Source organism: Streptomyces sp. XM83C, from assembly GCF_023072675.1.
Classification (GTDB): Bacteria; Actinomycetota; Actinomycetes; order Streptomycetales; family Streptomycetaceae; genus Streptomyces; species Streptomyces thermocoprophilus.
Genome location: NZ_JALLGL010000138.1, coordinates 1 through 16,270, shown reverse-complemented (window position 1 = coordinate 16,270; position 16,270 = coordinate 1). Strand labels below are relative to the sequence as shown.

Sequence of the window (16,270 nt, the reverse complement as noted above, 5' to 3'; positions counted from 1 at the left end):
GGGTGGGCACCAGCGTGCCGTCCACGATGAGCACGGTCTCCTTGCGGAACCGTCGCCGGGGCTGGAGGGCGAGAGCCGGCCCGAGGTGGGCGACGATCCGGTCGGCCGCCGACTTCGAGACGCCGAAGAGCGGGGCGAGTTGACGCAGGGTGAGGTTGGTTCGCCAGTACGCGGCCACCAGCAGCACCCGGTCCTCCAACGGCAGCGACCACGGTCGGCCCTTGCGGACCGGATCGGCCCCCTCACGCCGCAGCGCGGTGATCAGCTTGTTGAACTGCCGCGGGCTCAGCCCGGTGAACGGACCTATCCAAGAGGGCTCCGACGCCGTGATCACACCAGCCACAGCAAAATGATCTCACCTCTGACCAGCAGTTACGGGACAACCTCTAGCGCGGCTCCTCGGCCGCTGCGGCCGGACTCTGGTTGTCGTACGCGCTGGTCCGGATCACCTGAGCGACGGTCAGCTCATAGGCGGAGTACCAGTGTTTCCGGCCCATGCGCTGCGCCACCTGGTGCTCGGGGTCGCAACGCCACTTGTCCAACGTCTCCTCGTCGCGCCACATCATGACGGCGAGACGTTCACCGTCCTCCCCGGTGTAGTGCTTGACCTCCACCGGGTCGGACCCGGCGATGGCGCGGACCCGCTCCTGCATCCGCTCCTCGGTGGCGTGGTATTCCTCGCCGGCCTGCTCGGACAGGCGCGACTTGAACAGGATCACGAACATCCGGAGTCCTCCAGGGTGGCTGTGGTCGGGGCGGGGGGAGGGGTGCAGGCGCGCAGCCGGTCGTCGGGCGCCGAGGCCAGCTCGGTGCCGTACCGGGCCAGCAGATCCGCCACGAGCCGGTCCAGACGCCGGTCGTCGCGCAGTACGGAGGCGTAGCTCTCCTCGGTGAAGGCGCACCGCTCGTACAGCGGCACGAACCGGTCGGGGAAGAGGGCCGTCAGCCGCCCGCGCAGCACGTCCGCGGCGGTCTCCTCGCGAGGTGGGTTGGCCATGGTGAAGTAGTGTCGGTAGGAGAGCCGGGAGATCGCGTCGGCGTCCTCGGTCCGCGACTTCTCGTAGGCGGCCAGGCCCGCCGCCCAGTCGGCGGAGGCGTCGAGGCAGTCGACGAGGACCCGGGCGTCCTCGAAGCCGCAGTTCATGCCCTGCCCCATGAAGGGCGCCATCGCGTGACATGAGTCACCGAGCAGTGCGAAGGTGTCGCGCCAGACCCATCGGTCGCAGCGGACGGTCGTGAGGGTCGAGACGGCCTTGGCGGCCAGCTGTTCCGCGATGTCGGGGATGATCGCGGTCGGCTCGGGAAAGTGGGCGGCGAACGTCTCGTACAGGTCCTGGCCGCCGCGGGCCGCCGCGTAGGACGGGGCGGGGCCGTCGAGACGCATGAACAAGGAGCCGGAGAGCTTCCCCGACGGCAGGGGGTGTGCGGCGAACATCGCCTTCCCGGTGGGCCAGTAGTGCGTGATGGTCGGGTCCAGCCGGCCGGCCGGTACGTCGATCTCCTGGTAGGCCAGGTCCAGCTTGCGCACCTCGACCCGGGCACCGCGCTCCTCCAGGGCGGCCCGGGCGGCGGAGTGTGCGCCGTCGCAGCCGAGGACCCGGCGGCACGCCAGCCGGCGCGAGCCGTGCCGGTCCTCCACCAGCACCGCGGGTTCGTCCAGGTCCACCGAGCGCACCCGCTGCCCGAAGCGGATGCGCACTCCGGGGGCGGCCTCGGCGGCGTCCAGCAGGATCTGGTGCAGCCGCCGGCGCTTCACCGCCCAGATGGGCTGTCCGTCCCGGCTGTAGGGAGTCAACCGCGTCCGGCCGTCGGGCAGGTGCCCGCAGCGTCCGTGCAGGGGGACGCATATCCGGCGCACGGCGTCCGCGACGCCCAGGTCCGACAGGGCGCGCCAGCCGCGCGACGACAGCATCACGACGAGTGACCGGCGTTCTCGGCCGGGCTCCAGTCTGGGGTCCGCCCGCTTCTCCAGCAGGGTGACCGGTCCGAAGCGGCGGGCGAGGTAGCAAGCCGTGACCGCGCCCACCAGACCGGCCCCCACGATGACGGTCTCCGGGTTCCCGTCCGTGCGGTTCGTGCCGTTGCCGTTCATGCTGTCCCCGCCCTTCGTCCGTCGTTCCGCCCGCAGTTCCGCGGTCGTGTCCGCGTCCGCACCTCGCTATGGCCGCCGCAGTTCGGTCAGGACCACGGTGCCCACCTCCTTCGTGCTGAGGGATCCGCCGAGATCGGGGGTGACGCGGCCGGCCGCCACGGCGGCGGCGACCGCCCGGCGGACCGCGTCCGCCTCCTCGGTCCGGCCCAGGTGCTCGGCCAGCAGGGCCACGGAGAGGATCGCGCCGAACGGGTTGGCGGTGCCGGTACCCGCGATGTCCGGGGCGCTGCCGTGCACGGGCTCGAAGAGCGCCTGTCCGGTCACGGGGTTGAGATTCGCCGACGCCGCGACGCCCAGGCCGCCGGCGAGCGCGGCCGTGAGGTCGCTGAGGATGTCGCCGTAGGAGTTGTTGGTGACGATGACGTCGAAGGCGGTCGGATCGGTGGCCAGCCGCAGGGCGGCGGTGTCCACGTAGAGGTGGGACGTCTCGACGTGCGGGTGCCGTGCGACCGCCTCGCTCCAGCACCGCTGCCACAACTGCCCGCCGTTGCGGACGGCGTTGGCCTTGTCGACGAGGCACACCGACCTGCGCGCCACGGAGAAGGCGAACTCCAGGACCCGTGACACGCCTTGACGGGTGCTGAGGTCCACGTCGATGGCGATCTCCTGGGGGGTCCCGGTGCGCGTACCGCCGCCGATGCCGCTGTAGAGGCCCTCGGTGTTCTCCCTGACGATCACGCAGTCGATCGCCCGGCGGGCCGGGTCGCGCAGCGGACTGAGCCTGTCGTGCCAGAGTCTGGCGGGCCGGTAGTTGACGTAGAGATCGAGTTCGAGACGCAGGGTGGTGAGAACACCGCGCACGTACGCGGTGTCGCTGAGCCGGGGATCGCCGACCGCGCCGAGGAGCGCCGCCTCGCTGGACCTGATCCGGTCGAGGTCGGCTCCGGTCAGGGCCGTTCCGGTGCGCAGGTAGGTGTCCGCGTTGACGTGGTCCAGGACGTCCGTCCGCGCCCCGAGGCCGAGGGCGTCGAGGACGTCCAGCGCCGGCTCGATGACCTCGGGGCCGATGCCGTCACCGGGGATCACGGCGATGGTGGTCAAGGCCGCCTCACTTCCGGCCCTGGCTCAGCACGTCCGCGACGAGTTCCGCGACGCCGGCCGTCACATGGAAGTGCCCGCCCGGCCGCACGGTTTCCGTGAAGTCGCCGGAGGTGACACCCGCCCACCCCGCCAGCTGGGCCTGCTCCACCAGCGGGTCGCCCTCGCCGTGGTAGCAGCGCACGGGGCAGGACAGCGGACGGGTGCCCGGGCGGGGCCGATAGGTCGCGTGGGCCCGCAGGTCCGAGCGGATGACGGGCAGGAGGAGGTCGCGCAGCTCGGCGTTCTCGGCGATCGCGGGTTCGATGCCGCCCAGCGCGCACAGCGTCGTCCAGAACTCGTCGTCGGGTGCCAGGTGGATGCTTCTGTTGTTCATCCGTCCGGGCGGCAGAGCGGCGGACACGCAGAGCGCCCGGGGTTCCTCGCCGGCGTCCCGCAGCAGCAGGGCGGTCTCGTAGGCGACCAGCGCGCCCAGGCTGTGCCCGAAGAGTATGTGGTCGCCCGGCGGCAACCGCAGCAGCTCCGCCGCCACGCAGCCGGCCATCGCGGCCACGTCGTCCACGGGCGGCTCTCCGAAGCGGTCGCCGCGGCCCGGGTACTGGACGGCCATCAGCGACACACCGGGCGGCACCGCGGCGGACCACGCGCCGAAGGCGATCCCCGAGCCCCCCGAGTGGGGGAAGCACACCACGCGCACGCCGAGCGGGTCACCGGTGGTCATCGACCGCACCCATCCGCGTTCCCGTATCCGGCTCATCCTCTTCGCCCTCCTGGCCGGCCGTCGTTCCGTCCGCACCATGTTTTCCACTCGCCGCGGATTCGCGCGGCCCGCGACAGATGTCGGCAAGAGATCGGGGGGCGGTGGACCGCGGCACTGACGATGCCAAGGGACAGGACAGCAAGGACCGCAGGCACCCGCCCTCCAGCCGCGTTGCCGCCGGCCCGCGGCCAGGACGGACCGAGCGCACCCGCGGCTCCACCCGGACCTCCGCGCCCCCTCGATCCACGCCTCGACCCACCGCTGATAGGGAACGCGATCATGCTTGACGGTTTTGTGCACTGGCCCGAACAGCTCGCGGCGGAGCTGCGCCGGACAGGGGTTTGGCTCGGCCGGCCGATCGGCGACTTGTTGCACGAGTCATGCGAACGGAACGCCGAGCGGGTGGCCGTGGTGTGCGGCGAACGCCGGATGACCTACGCGGAGCTGTCCCAGCGGGCGGACCGGTTGGCGGGCGGCCTGATCGGACTGGGCATCAGGCCCCTGGACCGGGTGGTGGTGCACCTCCCCAATATCCCGGAGTTCGTCGTTCTGGTCTTCGCGCTGCTGCGGGCCGGAGCGATTCCGGTGCTGGCGCTGCCCGGTCACCGCAGGGCCGAGATCACGCATCTGTGCGCGCACTCCGGCGCCGTTGCCTATGTGGCGAAGGACGAGTTCGGCGGGTTCGACTACCGCACGATCGCCCGGGAGCTCCCGTCGGTTCCGCACGTGATTGTCAGCGGCGACGCCCAGGAGTTCACACAGCTGGAGTCGCTGGATGCCCCGGACGTCGCGCTGCCCCGGGTGGACGCGTCCGACCCCGCGCTGTTCCTGCTCTCCGGGGGCACCACCGGACTGCCGAAGCTGATTCCCCGGACCCACGACGATTATGAGTACGTCATGCGGGCCACCGCGGAGGCGATGCAGGTGGGCCCGGAGGTGGTGTACCTCGCTGTCAACCCGGTCGCGCACCAGGCGGCCCTCGCCTGTCCGGGCGTGTTCGGCAGTCTCCTGCTGGGCGGGAAGGCTGTCCTCACGTCGAGCGTGCGGCCCGATGACGTCTTCTCGCTGATCCGTCGCGAGGGGGTCACCGTGACCACGGTCGTGCCCTCGGTGCTGCGGCTGTGGGCCGATTCCGGACGACCGCCCGGCGAACTGTCCCGCCTGCTGATCCAGGTGGGCAGTGCCCCGCTCGACCCGGCCCTGGCGCGCCGTGCAGCCCAGGTGCTGGGCTGCCGGATCCAGCGGTGGTACGGCATCAGCGAGGGGCTGCTGACCCACACCCGGCTCGACGACCCGGAGGAGGCGGCCATCAACACGGACGGCCGCCCCATGGCACCGGGTGACGAAGTCCGGATCGTCGACGAGTCGGGGAACCCCGTGCCTGATGGGGAGGCGGGCGAGATGCAGGTGCGGGGCCCGTACACGATCCGCGGGTACTACCGGGCCCCGGAGGAGAACGCCCGCTCGTTCACGCCGGACGGCTTCTTCCGCACCGGCGACCTCGTCCGGCGCAGGCCGGACGGCAACATCATGATCGTCGGCAGGATCAAGGACGTCATCAACCGGGCTGGCGAGAAGGTCTCCGCGGAGGAGGTGGAGCGGCAGCTGCGCACCCACCCCGCCGTGCAGGACGCGGCCGTGATCGGCGTGGCGGACACCGTGCTCGGCGAACGGACCTACGCGTTCGTCGTCCTCAACGAGGCGGACGTCCGCCCGTCCGCCATGAAGGAGTTCCTCAGGGGCCGCGGCTTGGCCGCCTACAAGATCCCCGACCGACTGATCTCGATGCCGCAGCTTCCGCGCACACCGATGGGGAAGGTCGACAAGAAGGCACTGCGCGCGGGGATCGCCGCCTCGGAACGCTGACGATGCCCGGGGCGCGGGACGGATTCTGCGTCCGTCCCGTGCCTGCCTCGGCCGGTTGGCCACCGCATCCGGCCGGGATCCCACCCCGGCGCTGGGAGCTGCCCGCCGCTACCGCCGACCATGCTGGACACCGGCTCGTGACCGGCGGACGAACAGTTCGCTCGGCGCCGCCGGGCCACCTCCGAGTCCGGCGATGGGCACCCGCATCAAGGAGGTGACCGGCGGTCCGGGCACGAACCGCATCACCCAGCCCTTGCACTCATAACCATGACGCCCCGCCCCATCAGGGCAAGCGTCACATGAGCGTCAGAACGGCCCGGCACGGCCCCGGCGAAGACCGGGGCCACCACGCGTCCGCCTTCCCGTCACCGATCGAACCCGCAAGTCAGCCGGCGTCCGTCCGGCATGTGGCCTGCTCCATGTCGTGCGCCCACGAAAACAGGTCAGGCCGACCCACCCGGAACCTCAGAAATCAGAGAAGTCGCAGGTCAGAGGCTCTTCGCGGCAGGCTCCAAAATCGCCACGCATTCCACGTGCGACGTCATCGGGAACAGATCGAACGCCCGCAGCGTCCGCACCCGGTAGCCGCCGTCGCGGAAGTACGCCAGGTCGCGGGCGAGGGCGGCCGGGTCGCAGGCGACGTAGGCGATGCGGCGGGCGCCCAGGGACGACAGGTGGTCGACCGTGCGGCGGCCGGCGCCGGCGCGCGGCGGGTCGAGGACGATCAGGTCGACCTCGGTGATGCCGGTGCGCGGCAGGACCGACTCGACCTTGCCCTGCTCGATGCGGACGCGGGGGAATTCGGCAAGGTTGTGCCGGGCGTCCTCGACGGAGCGTTTGCCGGACTCGATGCCGAGGACCGCGCCCTTCTCGCCGAGGCGGTCGGCGAGGGCGCCCGCGAAGAGGCCGACACCGCAGTACAGGTCGAGGGCCGTTTCGCCCTTGCGGGGCAGCAGGCCCTGCATGACGGCGGTCACCAGGGTGTCGGCGGCCTTCGGGTGGACCTGCCAGAAGCCGCCGGAGCCGACACGGTGGGTGCGGCCGTCGGCACGTTCACGGACGAAGGGGCGGCCGTGGACGCGGTGCACACCGCCCGACTTCTCGTCGACGCGCATCACCGACACCGGGCGGTCCAGCTCGACCAGCGGCAGCCGGGCTCCGGGACGCGGGGTGAGGATGACCTGGCGGTCCTGTGAGCCGGTCGCCGCGATCGCCTCGACCGACTCCATGCCGGTCCAGTCGCGCTTCTCGATGCCCAGCTCGCTGACACCCTCGGCGGCGATCATGCAGTGGTCGACGCGCTCGACCTCGTGGGAGCGGTGCCGGCGCAGACCGGCGTGGCCGTCGGCGTCGACGGCGTACTGGACACGGGTACGCCACTGCGGGACCTGACCGGCGGGCAGCTTGTCGCCCTCCGCGGGGACGACCGTGCCGTCCCAGCCGGCCTCCTCCGGGGTGAGGCCCGCGAGCCGCTGCAACTGCTCGGCGATCACGTCGGCCTTGAGCCTGCGCTGCGCGCCCGGTTTGGCGTGCTGCCAGTCGCAGCCGCCGCAGCGGCCGGGCCCGGCGAACGGGCAGGGCGCCTCGATACGGTCCTTGGACGCGTCGAGGATGTCGACCGCGTCGGCGCGCAGGAAGCGTGCGCCTTCCTCGCCCTCGGTCACGCGGGCGATCACCCGCTCGCCGGGCAGCGCGTGCCGGACGAAGAGGACCTGGCCCTCGGCGGTGCGGGCGATGCAGTGGCCGCCGTGGGCGACGGGGCCGATCTCGACCTCGTACTCCGTCCCCACCAGCGACCTCGCCCGCGACGTGTTCTGTTCTGCCTGCATGGCGCGGTGACTCCAGATCGATGAGGGGTACGGCCGGACAACAGCCCACCAGTCTACGTGCTGCGCGGGGCGGCGCCGTACGCCGTCGGCGACGGCCGTCGGACGTCGCCGCGTGCGGGTGACGCTCATCCGCCCCCACCCTGCGGGGCCGCGGGTCAGCGTCCCGCTTCCGGCTCCTTCGCCCGCTCCGCCTCCGTCAGCGGGCCGCGCCGCACCGAACCGGGGGCGTTCCACTCCTGCCGCCTGCGGGCGCGCAGCTTCGCGGCCTCCGACGACCGCAGCTGGTACGGCACGGACGTGACCATGATGCCCGGCGTGAACAGCAGACGGCCCTTGAGGCGCAGGGCGCTCTGGTTGTGCAGGAAGTGCTCGTACCAGCGGCCGACCACGTACTCCGGGATGATCACCGAGACCGCGTCGCGCGGCGACTCCTTGCGCAGGTTCTTCACGTACTCGATGACGGGCCGGGTGATCTCGCGGTACGGCGAGTCCAGCACCTTCAGCGGCACCTCGATGCCCCGCCGCTCCCACTCCTCGCGCAGCGCCTTCGTCTCCACCGGGTCGACGTTGACGGTGAGCGCCTCCAGCGTGTCGGAACGCATCAGCTTGGCGTACGCGAGCGCCCGCAGCGTCGGCCGGTGGATCTTGGAGATGAGGACGACGGAGTGGACCCGGGACGGCCGCACCATGTCGTCGCCGGGCTCGTCGGGCGCGGCCAGCTCGGCCGCGACACCGTCGTAGTGACGGCGGATCGCGGTCATCGTGCCGTAGAAGATGACCATGCCGAGCAGGGCCACCCAGGCGCCGTGCGTGAACTTCGTGACCAGGACGACGACCAGCACCAGGCCGGTGAAGAACGCGCCGAACGCGTTGATCGCACGGGAGCGGACCATGTGGCGGCGCTTCGCCGGGTCCTTCTCGACCGCCAGATGCCGGTTCCAGTGCCGGACCATGCCGGTCTGGCTGAGCGTGAAGGAGACGAAGACGCCGACGATGTACAGCTGGATCAGACGCGTCGAGTCGGCGCCGTAGATCCACACGAGCAGGCCGGCCGCGCCGGCCAGCAGCACGATGCCGTTGGAGAAGGCGAGCCGGTCGCCACGGGTGTGCAGCTGGCGGGGCAGGTAGCGGTCCTGGGCGAGGATCGAACCGAGGACCGGGAAGCCGTTGTACGCCGTGTTCGCCGCGAGGAACAGCACCAGCGCGGTCGCCGCGGCGAGGATCAGGAAGAGGAAGCTGCCGCTGCCGAAGACGGCCTCGGCGACCTGTGTGATCACCGGGTCCTGGACATAGCCGGAGCCGACCGGGACACCGTTCTTCAGCAGGTCGGCGGCCGGGTTCTCGGCCATGCGGACCTTGGTGAAGAGGGCGAGCACGATGATGCCGCAGAACATCGTGACGGCGAGCAGGCCCATCATCGCCAGCGTCGTCGCCGCGTTCTTCGACTTCGGCTTGCGGAACGCGGGCACACCGTTGGAGATCGCCTCGACGCCGGTGAGCGCCGCACAGCCGGAGGAGAACGCGCGCAGCAGCAGGAACACCAGAGCGAAACCGGCCAGGCCCTGATGCTCGGCCCTGATGTGGAAGTCGGCCGTCGGGGCGCGCATTGTGTCACCGAGGACGAGCCATCGGAACGCACCCCAGGCGATCATGAGGAAGACGCCGGTGACGAAGACGTACGTGGGGATCGCGAAGAGCTTCCCGGACTCCTTCACACCGCGCAGATTCATCAGCGTGAGCAGCACGATCACACCGATCGCGCAGGCCGTCTTGTGCTCGACGACGAAAGGGACCGCGGAGCCCAGGTTCTCGATGCCGGACGCGATGGAGACGGCGACGGTGAGGACGTAGTCGACGAGCAGTGCGCTCGCCACCGTCAGACCGGCCTTGGCGCCGAGGTTGGTGGTGGCGACCTCGTAGTCTCCGCCGCCGCTCGGGTAGGCGTGCACGTTCTGCCGGTAGGAGGCCACCACCGTGAACATCAGCACGACGACCGCGACCGCGATCCAGGGGCTGAAGTGGTAGGCCGACACACCCGCGATGGACAGGACCAGCAGCACCTCACCCGGCGCGTACGCCACGGAGGACAGCGGGTCGGAGGCGAAGACGGGGAGGGCGACGCGCTTCGGCAGGAGCGTTTCTCCCAGCCGATCGCTGCGCAGTGCGCGCCCGATGAGAATCCGTTTGGGCACGTCGGTCAGTTTGGACACAACAAAACATCGTAGGCCGTCGAACATGGGCTCGCCCACAGCCCCACGCCGATCTGCCGCACGAGTGGAAACGGCGACCTCCAGGGGCACGGATTCCGCAGGTGGGAAGGGCGGCGTGCCTAGATGTCCTGACCCCCGCAGTCACCGTCCCCGGAGGTCCCGTGCCCGCCCCCGCAGAACTGATCGGTGCCGTCCTCGCCCTCACCGGCCTCGGATTCCTCACCCGGTGCAGCGTGCGCAGCATCACGCGCCGCCGAACGGCGCACCCCCGGTAACCCTGCACGGGGGTGCACACCGGGCGCCACGCGTGTGTAGCTTGGTCGCCGGTCTGAGAACCTGTTCAAACCACGTCAGAGACTCTTGACACCGGAAGGACGGTCGTGCACATCGTCATCATGGGCTGCGGCAGAGTGGGGTCCGCTCTCGCCCAGACCCTGGAGCAACAGGGGCACACGGTCGCCGTGATCGACCAGGACCCCACCGCCTTCCGACGCCTGGGCTCTTCCTTCGGCGGTCGTCGCGTCACCGGGGTCGGCTTCGACCAGGACACGCTGCGCGAGGCCGGTATCGAGGAGGCCGGCGCCTTCGCCGCCGTCTCCAGCGGCGACAACTCCAACATCATCGCCGCGCGGGTGGCCCGCGAGATGTTCGGCATCGAGAACGTCGCCGCCCGGATCTACGACCCCCGGCGCGCCGAGGTCTACCAGCGGCTCGGCATCCCGACGGTCGCCACCGTGCGCTGGACGGCGGACCAGATGCTGCGCCGACTGCTGCCGTCGGGCGCGGAGCCGCTGTGGCGTGACCCGACCGGCGGGGTGCAGCTCGCCGAGGTGCACACCTCGCCCGCCTGGGTCGGCCACAAGATCAGCAGGTTGCAGGAGGAGACCGGGGTGCGTGTCGCGTTCCTGACCCGGCTCGGCGAGGCGATCCTGCCCTCGTCGCACACCGTGCTGCAGGAAGGCGACCTGGTGCACGTCATGATGCGCACCGACGAGGTCGAGAAGGTCGAGGCGGCGTTCGCCAAGGGCCCTGAAGAGGAGGGCGGTCACTGATGAGGGTCGCCATTGCGGGTGCCGGTGCGGTGGGCCGCTCGATCGCGGGCGAACTGCTGGAGAACGGCCACGAGGTCCTGCTCATCGACAAGGCGCCGACCGCGATCTCGGTCGAGCGCGTCCCGCAGGCGGAGTGGCTGCTCGCCGACGCCTGCGAGATCACGTCCCTGGACGAGGCGGCGCTGCAGCGCTGCAACGTCGTGATCGCCGCGACCGGCGACGACAAGGTCAACCTGGTCGTCTCGCTGCTGGCGAAGACGGAGTACGGCGTCCCGCGCGTCGTCGCCCGCGTCAACAACCCGAAGAACGAGTGGCTGTTCAACGAGGCCTGGGGCGTGGACGTCGCCGTCTCCACCCCACGTCTGATGTCGGCCCTGGTGGAGGAGGCCGTCAGCGTCGGCGACCTGGTCCGGCTGCTGCGTTTCAGCCACGGCGACGCCAACCTGGTCGAGCTGACCCTGCCGGAGGAGTCGGCCCTGGCCGGCACGCAGGTCGGCGACGTGCAGTGGCCGCAGGACACCTCGCTCGTCACCATCATCCGCGGCACCCGGGTGCTCACCCCGACCCGCGAGGACTCCCTGGAGGCGGGCGACGAGCTGCTGTTCGTCGCCGCGCAGGCCAGGGAGCAGCAGCTGGAGGATCTGCTGTCGGTGCGGCGGGCCGACGCCGGCTGAGGGTCGACGAGGGTCGGTGCGGGTCACGGCCGGCGCCTTGCGGCTCGTCGCCTGTCGCTCCACGGGTGACGGGGCCCTGCGGGTTGCGGGGGTCGCCGTCGGCCGGTGACAGCGAAGGGCGCCCCGGGATCGGGGCGCCCTTCGGTGTACGTACGTCAGTGCGGGCGGGGGTGCCGCTCGCGCCAGGCCGCAGACTCCGCCGCCGCGCTACTCGGTACGGCGGTGCTTGGCCGGGCCCCCGGTGCGCTCCCGGTCCGCCGGCGCCGCTTCGCGGTCGGCCTGCTCCGCCTCTCGTTCCGCCTTCTCCGCCGCTTCCATCTCCGCGAACACGTCGATCGGCGCGGGGGCCTTCGCCAGGAACACCCAGGTCAGATAGACGGCGAGCAGGAACGGCGGGATCTTCAGGGCTACGAGGACCCAGCCCAGCTGGGTGGTGTCGGCCCACCAGTACAGCGGGAAGAGGACCGCGCACTTGGCCAGCAGGATCAGGCCCCACGCCCAACTCGCCTTGGCGTACGCCTTCTTGCGGCCCGGGTTACGGGTGCGCCAGGAGAGGTTCTCCTTGAACACCGGCCCGAGGATGAGCCCGATCAGCGGGACACCGGCCAGCGTCGTGATGATGTACGCCAGGGCGAGGCCCAGCGTGTACAGCATGCCCGGCAGATAGAAGTCCTTGGCGTTGCCGGTCATCATCGCGAAGACGACACCGAAGGCCACGCCGAAGACACCGCTGAAGGCGTGCTTCACGGTGTCCTTCATCGCGAGGCGTACCACCACGAGGATCAAGGAGACCGCCAGCGCGGCGATCGCCGACAGGTGGAGATCCTTGTTGATGGTGAAGATGGTGACGAAGAGAAGGCCCGGAAGCACGGTCTCGACCATGCCCCGCACTCCGCCGAACGCCTCGAACAGCGCGGCCTCCGTCACCGTCCGGGCGTCGTCCGCCGCTGTGTCTTCGGTCGGCTTGTCGAGGGACGTCACCGGCTACTCCCGTCCGAGGGGTCTCAGTTCGTACTTCGGATTGAACAGCACCCGGCGGCCCCGGCTCATCGAGATCCGGCCTGATGCGATCAGCTTGCGCCCCGGTTCTATCCCCACGATGGAGCGCCGGCCGAGCCACACGACGTCCAGCGCCGCGGAACCGTCGAACAGTTCCGCCTCCAGGGCCGGAACACCGGCCCGCGGACGCAGCGTGACCGTGCGCAAGGTACCAGTTACGGTGACGATCTGCCGGTCCCGGCAGTCGCCTATCTTCGTGCAGCCCGCGGTCACGGCGTCCTCTCGCAGCTCCTCGGACTCCAGGTCCTCCTGCGAGGAGGAGAGCCGGTCGAGCATGCGCCGGAACCGGCCGACCGGCTTTTCGGAACGAGGAACAGCACCCATATCTGAAGCGTACCGGTGTGTGCGTACGGCGCCGTAGCCCAGCTCACGTCCATCGCACCGTCCCGGACCGGGGGGCCGTTCCGGGGCGGTCACCGTGGCTACGGAACGTCTGTGGAGGGCGACGGACGGTGCCCTGGACGGAGCGGAACGTCCCTGTGGGTGACCGGGGGTGACCGTGGAAAGAGTCATGTCGATGCGGCGCACGCGCGTGCCGCAGCACCCGCAGGGACCCGTGATCACTGTGTGATCATTGGTCTCACCTGGCAGATCGAGTACAGGAGGCAGGATTCCGTATGTTCGACGCTCTGAAGAAGCTGAAGGACAAGGCCGAGGACCTCGCTCAGGCCCACGGCGACAAGATCTCCGACGGGCTTGAGAAGGTCGGCGACCTCATCGACGACAAGACGCACGGCAAGCACAGCGACAAGATCGACACCGTTGTCGACAAGGCGCAGGACTATGTGGAGAAGCTCGGCAAGCAGACGAGCTGACCCGCCGGCCGCTGTCGCGGCGCGGCACCGTTCCTCGAACGGCTTCGCCTAGGCGAGCTGCTCGGCCAGGCCGATGAAGATCCCTTCGGGGCCGCGGATGTAGCAGAGGCGGTAGGTTTTCTCGTACTGGGCGATGTCGCCGACGAGTTCGGCGCCGTGCGGGCGCAGGCGGGCGACGGTGTCGTCGAGGTCGTCGACGGCGAACATGACGCGGTGCGTGCCGGGAACGTTGTGCGGCTGGTCGCGCGGGCCGGTGCCGACGGGCGCGGGGCTGAGGTATTTCGCCAGCTCGAGCCGACTGTGACCGTCCGGGGTGCGGAGCATGGCGATGTCGCAGCGGACTTTGTCGAGACCGGTGCACCGGTCGGCGAACGCGCCCTCGACCTGCGTCCTGCCCTCCAGTCGCATGCCGAGTTCCTCGAAGAACGCGATGGCGGCGTCCATGTCCTCCACGACGATGCCGACGTTGTCCATCCGCTGAATCGCCATATCGGTGTCTCCTTCCGCCGTGCGGGGGTCCGGGAGATCAGGCCCCCGCGTCGGCTGTCCTTGTCACAGAGGGGCGGCGGCCGATGAGTTCCCGGACGCCGCCCGGTCCAAGCTCATGACACTCCCAGGAAGGACATGGTGATGTCTGAGCTTCTCGTCGATTTCATCACCTCGCTCGACGGCTACGCGTCAGCCGAGGGGTGGCCCGGGTTCTGGGGTCTGGAAGGCCCGGAGTATCTGGCGTGGCTGGGCGAGCAGCCCGAGGTCACCTATCTGATGGGAGCGAACACCTACCGGCTGATGTCCGGGTTCGCCGCAGGTGAGGTCCCCGATGGCCAGGACGAGTTCCGGCCCGAGGAGGAAGCATCCGTGGATACGCTGACACAGGCCCCCAAGGTGGTGTTCTCCTCGTCCCTCGAAGAGCCGCTGACCTGGGCCAACTCCACCCTCGTGCGGGGCGACGCGGTGGAGGCGGTCCGCGAGATGAAGGCCCGCGGTGCGCAGCTCTACAGCACGATCGGCAGCCTGAGCCTGTGCCGGTCCCTGCTCCGGGCCGGGCTCGTCGACCGCTTCCGGGTCGTCATGTTCCCGGTGATCACCGGGGCCACGGGCGCGGAACGCATCTACGACGGCTATCCCGACGTCGCCCTCCGGATGACCGGGCACCGCACCTTCGACGGCAGCATCCAGCTGGTGGAGTACAAGCCGCGTGTGCTCGACCACCCCCCGCTCGCCGCCCCCGTCTGAGGCCTCGCCGTCGGCCTCCCGCCGGGGCGGGGCCGCTGGGGCCGCGGCCGTCCTGTCGCCCCGCGCCCGCTGCCGTGTCACGGGGGCCGGGTCGCCGGCGTGTCAGGGGCCGGGGCGGGTGTGCGGGCGGTCACCTGGAGCCGGAGCCCTCGGGGGATCAGCGTGGCCACGAGTCCGGGGCGGACGCGGTGGGCGTCGGCGGGCGGGCTCAGACGCCACCGGCTGGTGATGGTGGCCAGGGCGGGGGTGGCTTCGATGAGTCCGAACTGTTCGCCGATGCACTTGCGCGGCCCGGTGCCGAACGCCTTCACCCACCGCGTCATCCATGGTGACCAAGACAGCACATGCCAGGCCCCGCCGGATCGGATCACCCAGAACAGTCTTGGCCGCGCAACCCGTCCGAAATCATGCTGCCTCCCCGCCTGCCGGTCCGCGCCGGAGCGGTGCCTCAGTGCTCCACGATCCGACCGTCCCGCAGCTCCAGCACTCGGTCCGCCAGGTCGAGCAGCGTCGCGTCATGGGTGGCCACGAGGGCGGTGACCTGCTCGCTGCGGACCACGGCCCGCAGCAGTTCCATGACGGCGTGCCCGGTCTCCGCGTCGAGCTGCCCGGTCGGCTCGTCGGCTATGAGCAGCGCGGGAGCGTTGGCGAGGGCGCGGGCTATGGCGACGCGCTGCTGCTGGCCGCCGGACAGCTCCGTGGGCCGCTGTTCGGCGTGGTCGGCGAGGCCGACGAGGGAGAGCAGCAGTTCGACGCGTTCCTCGCGTTCACGCGGGTCGGCGCGGCGCATGCGCAGCGGCACGCCGACGTTCTCCGCGGCCGTGAGGATGGGGATGAGGCCGAAGGACTGGAAGACGAACCCGATCCGGTCCCGGCGCAGGGCGAGCAGTCCCTCCTCGCCCAGGTCCGACAGATCATCCCCGTCCACGCTGACGCGCCCCCGGTCGGGGGTGTCGAGTCCACCGACGATGTTGAGCAGGGTGGTCTTGCCGGAGCCGGAACGCCCCTTGAGGGCGACCAACTCACCTCGCCCGACCTCGAAGGAGACACCCCGCAGGGCGTGGACGGCCGCGGGCTCGCGGCCGTACGACTTGTGGATCTCCTCGACCCGGACCATGGTCCGGGTGGCGATCTGGCTCATGCACTCCCCCGTTTCGCTGTACCGGATTCCCCGGTGCTTGCCGTGCACCGGGCTGCGGGCCCGCTCGGCCGTGTCCCGCCCGCCGGGGACCGGCCGTCAGTATCCCGACGGACGGCCGGCCCCTCAACGGGGACGCCGGTCCCTGCGTGGCCGATGGGCCCGCGACCGCTCCCGTGGGCCCCTTCACCTCTTCATCGGACGAGGCCCCGCAGCCGGTTCACGTTCCGGCGCGATTTTTTCGCGCTTTCACGCGGACCCCTCACCGCGGGCTCTGCCTCGAACGGGCGCTTGCCCCTTCGACTCGCGGTCGGCCCCTTCACAACGCGAGGTCTGCCACCCTTGACGCGAGGTCTGCGCCTCAGAGCGGGCCGTGCCCCTCAATGCGGGGACTCCCTCAGCGCGGGGACTCCCCCCAGCCCGGGCCCCACCCCTGTCTCT

Annotated in this window: 17 protein-coding genes; 5 read left to right on the top strand and 12 right to left on the bottom strand. The window is 70.7% G+C overall.

Annotation, left to right across the window (positions count from 1 at the left end; translation table 11 throughout):
• The 5 genes from MTQ10_RS17100 to MTQ10_RS17080 all read right to left on the bottom strand — a co-directional run.
• Window positions 1-343, bottom strand: a 343-nt coding sequence (locus MTQ10_RS17100) for a transposase family protein (protein ID WP_247468933.1), incomplete at its 3' end; no start/stop codon positions are given.
• Window positions 344-386: 43 nt separating this feature from the next.
• Entirely contained in the window at window positions 387-725 is a 339-nt protein-coding gene (locus MTQ10_RS17095; protein WP_247468931.1) for an antibiotic biosynthesis monooxygenase family protein, read from the bottom strand.
• Window positions 716-2,092, bottom strand: a complete 1,377-nt coding sequence (locus MTQ10_RS17090) for an FAD-dependent oxidoreductase (RefSeq protein ID WP_247468929.1) — start codon at window positions 2,090-2,092, stop codon at window positions 716-718. Before MTQ10_RS17090 ends, MTQ10_RS17095 begins: the two co-directional genes overlap by 10 nt.
• A gap of 66 nt (window positions 2,093-2,158) precedes the next feature.
• Window positions 2,159-3,193 (bottom strand): isocitrate/isopropylmalate dehydrogenase family protein, encoded by a 1,035-nt coding sequence (locus MTQ10_RS17085; protein WP_247468927.1) that lies wholly within the window; start codon window positions 3,191-3,193, stop codon window positions 2,159-2,161.
• A 7-nt stretch (window positions 3,194-3,200) separates the two neighbouring features.
• A complete protein-coding gene (locus MTQ10_RS17080) occupies window positions 3,201-3,947 on the bottom strand; it encodes a thioesterase II family protein (RefSeq protein WP_247468925.1) in 747 nt (248 codons plus the stop codon).
• A 282-nt stretch (window positions 3,948-4,229) separates the two neighbouring features.
• Here MTQ10_RS17080 and MTQ10_RS17075 point away from each other — a divergent pair, with 282 nt between their 5' ends.
• Window positions 4,230-5,816, top strand: coding sequence for a (2,3-dihydroxybenzoyl)adenylate synthase (locus MTQ10_RS17075; RefSeq protein WP_247468923.1), 1,587 nt, complete (start codon window positions 4,230-4,232; stop codon window positions 5,814-5,816).
• 488 nt (window positions 5,817-6,304) lie between these two features.
• On the opposite strand, the gene MTQ10_RS17070 is transcribed toward MTQ10_RS17075, so the two are convergent.
• Together MTQ10_RS17070 and MTQ10_RS17065 are read right to left on the bottom strand one after the other, a co-directional pair.
• Entirely contained in the window at window positions 6,305-7,645 is a 1,341-nt protein-coding gene (locus MTQ10_RS17070) for a class I SAM-dependent RNA methyltransferase (protein WP_247468922.1), read from the bottom strand.
• A gap of 155 nt (window positions 7,646-7,800) precedes the next feature.
• Window positions 7,801-9,855, bottom strand: a complete 2,055-nt coding sequence (locus MTQ10_RS17065) for an APC family permease (protein WP_247468919.1) — start codon at window positions 9,853-9,855, stop codon at window positions 7,801-7,803.
• 380 nt (window positions 9,856-10,235) lie between these two features.
• Here MTQ10_RS17065 and MTQ10_RS17060 point away from each other — a divergent pair, with 380 nt between their 5' ends.
• Together MTQ10_RS17060 and MTQ10_RS17055 are read left to right on the top strand one after the other, a co-directional pair.
• Window positions 10,236-10,907 carry a potassium channel family protein gene (locus MTQ10_RS17060; protein WP_247468917.1) on the top strand — a complete coding sequence of 224 codons (672 nt, stop codon included), beginning with the start codon at window positions 10,236-10,238 and terminating at the stop codon, window positions 10,905-10,907.
• Window positions 10,907-11,581: a potassium channel family protein gene (locus MTQ10_RS17055; protein ID WP_247468915.1), complete on the top strand. Its 675-nt coding sequence runs from the start codon at window positions 10,907-10,909 to the stop codon at window positions 11,579-11,581. The genes MTQ10_RS17060 and MTQ10_RS17055 overlap by 1 nt, the downstream gene beginning before the upstream one ends.
• 207 nt (window positions 11,582-11,788) lie before the next feature.
• Here MTQ10_RS17055 and MTQ10_RS17050 read toward each other — a convergent pair whose 3' ends face one another.
• Window positions 11,789-12,562 carry a DUF3159 domain-containing protein gene (locus tag MTQ10_RS17050; protein WP_247468913.1) on the bottom strand — a complete coding sequence of 258 codons (774 nt, stop codon included), beginning with the start codon at window positions 12,560-12,562 and terminating at the stop codon, window positions 11,789-11,791.
• A gap of 3 nt (window positions 12,563-12,565) precedes the next feature.
• The gene (locus tag MTQ10_RS17045) at window positions 12,566-12,964 is read right to left on the bottom strand and encodes an OB-fold nucleic acid binding domain-containing protein (protein ID WP_247468902.1); all 399 of its coding nucleotides are present in this window, start codon (window positions 12,962-12,964) and stop codon (window positions 12,566-12,568) included.
• 293 nt (window positions 12,965-13,257) lie between these two features.
• Here MTQ10_RS17045 and MTQ10_RS17040 point away from each other — a divergent pair, with 293 nt between their 5' ends.
• The gene (locus tag MTQ10_RS17040) at window positions 13,258-13,455 is read left to right on the top strand and encodes an antitoxin (RefSeq protein ID WP_247468900.1); all 198 of its coding nucleotides are present in this window, start codon (window positions 13,258-13,260) and stop codon (window positions 13,453-13,455) included.
• A 48-nt stretch (window positions 13,456-13,503) separates the two neighbouring features.
• Here MTQ10_RS17040 and MTQ10_RS17035 read toward each other — a convergent pair whose 3' ends face one another.
• A complete protein-coding gene (locus MTQ10_RS17035) occupies window positions 13,504-13,944 on the bottom strand; it encodes a VOC family protein (protein WP_247468892.1) in 441 nt (146 codons plus the stop codon).
• 141 nt (window positions 13,945-14,085) lie between these two features.
• On the opposite strand from MTQ10_RS17035, the gene MTQ10_RS17030 reads away from it, so the two are divergent.
• The gene (locus tag MTQ10_RS17030) at window positions 14,086-14,691 is read left to right on the top strand and encodes a dihydrofolate reductase family protein (protein ID WP_247468889.1); all 606 of its coding nucleotides are present in this window, start codon (window positions 14,086-14,088) and stop codon (window positions 14,689-14,691) included.
• A 77-nt stretch (window positions 14,692-14,768) separates the two neighbouring features.
• On the opposite strand, the gene MTQ10_RS17025 is transcribed toward MTQ10_RS17030, so the two are convergent.
• Both MTQ10_RS17025 and MTQ10_RS17020 read right to left on the bottom strand, forming a co-directional pair.
• Complete coding sequence (locus tag MTQ10_RS17025; protein ID WP_247468887.1) at window positions 14,769-15,014, bottom strand: cytochrome P450; 246 nt, start codon at window positions 15,012-15,014, stop codon at window positions 14,769-14,771.
• 125 nt (window positions 15,015-15,139) lie between these two features.
• Window positions 15,140-15,832: an ABC transporter ATP-binding protein gene (locus MTQ10_RS17020; RefSeq protein ID WP_247468885.1), complete on the bottom strand. Its 693-nt coding sequence runs from the start codon at window positions 15,830-15,832 to the stop codon at window positions 15,140-15,142.
• Window positions 15,833-16,270 lie beyond the last annotated feature (438 nt).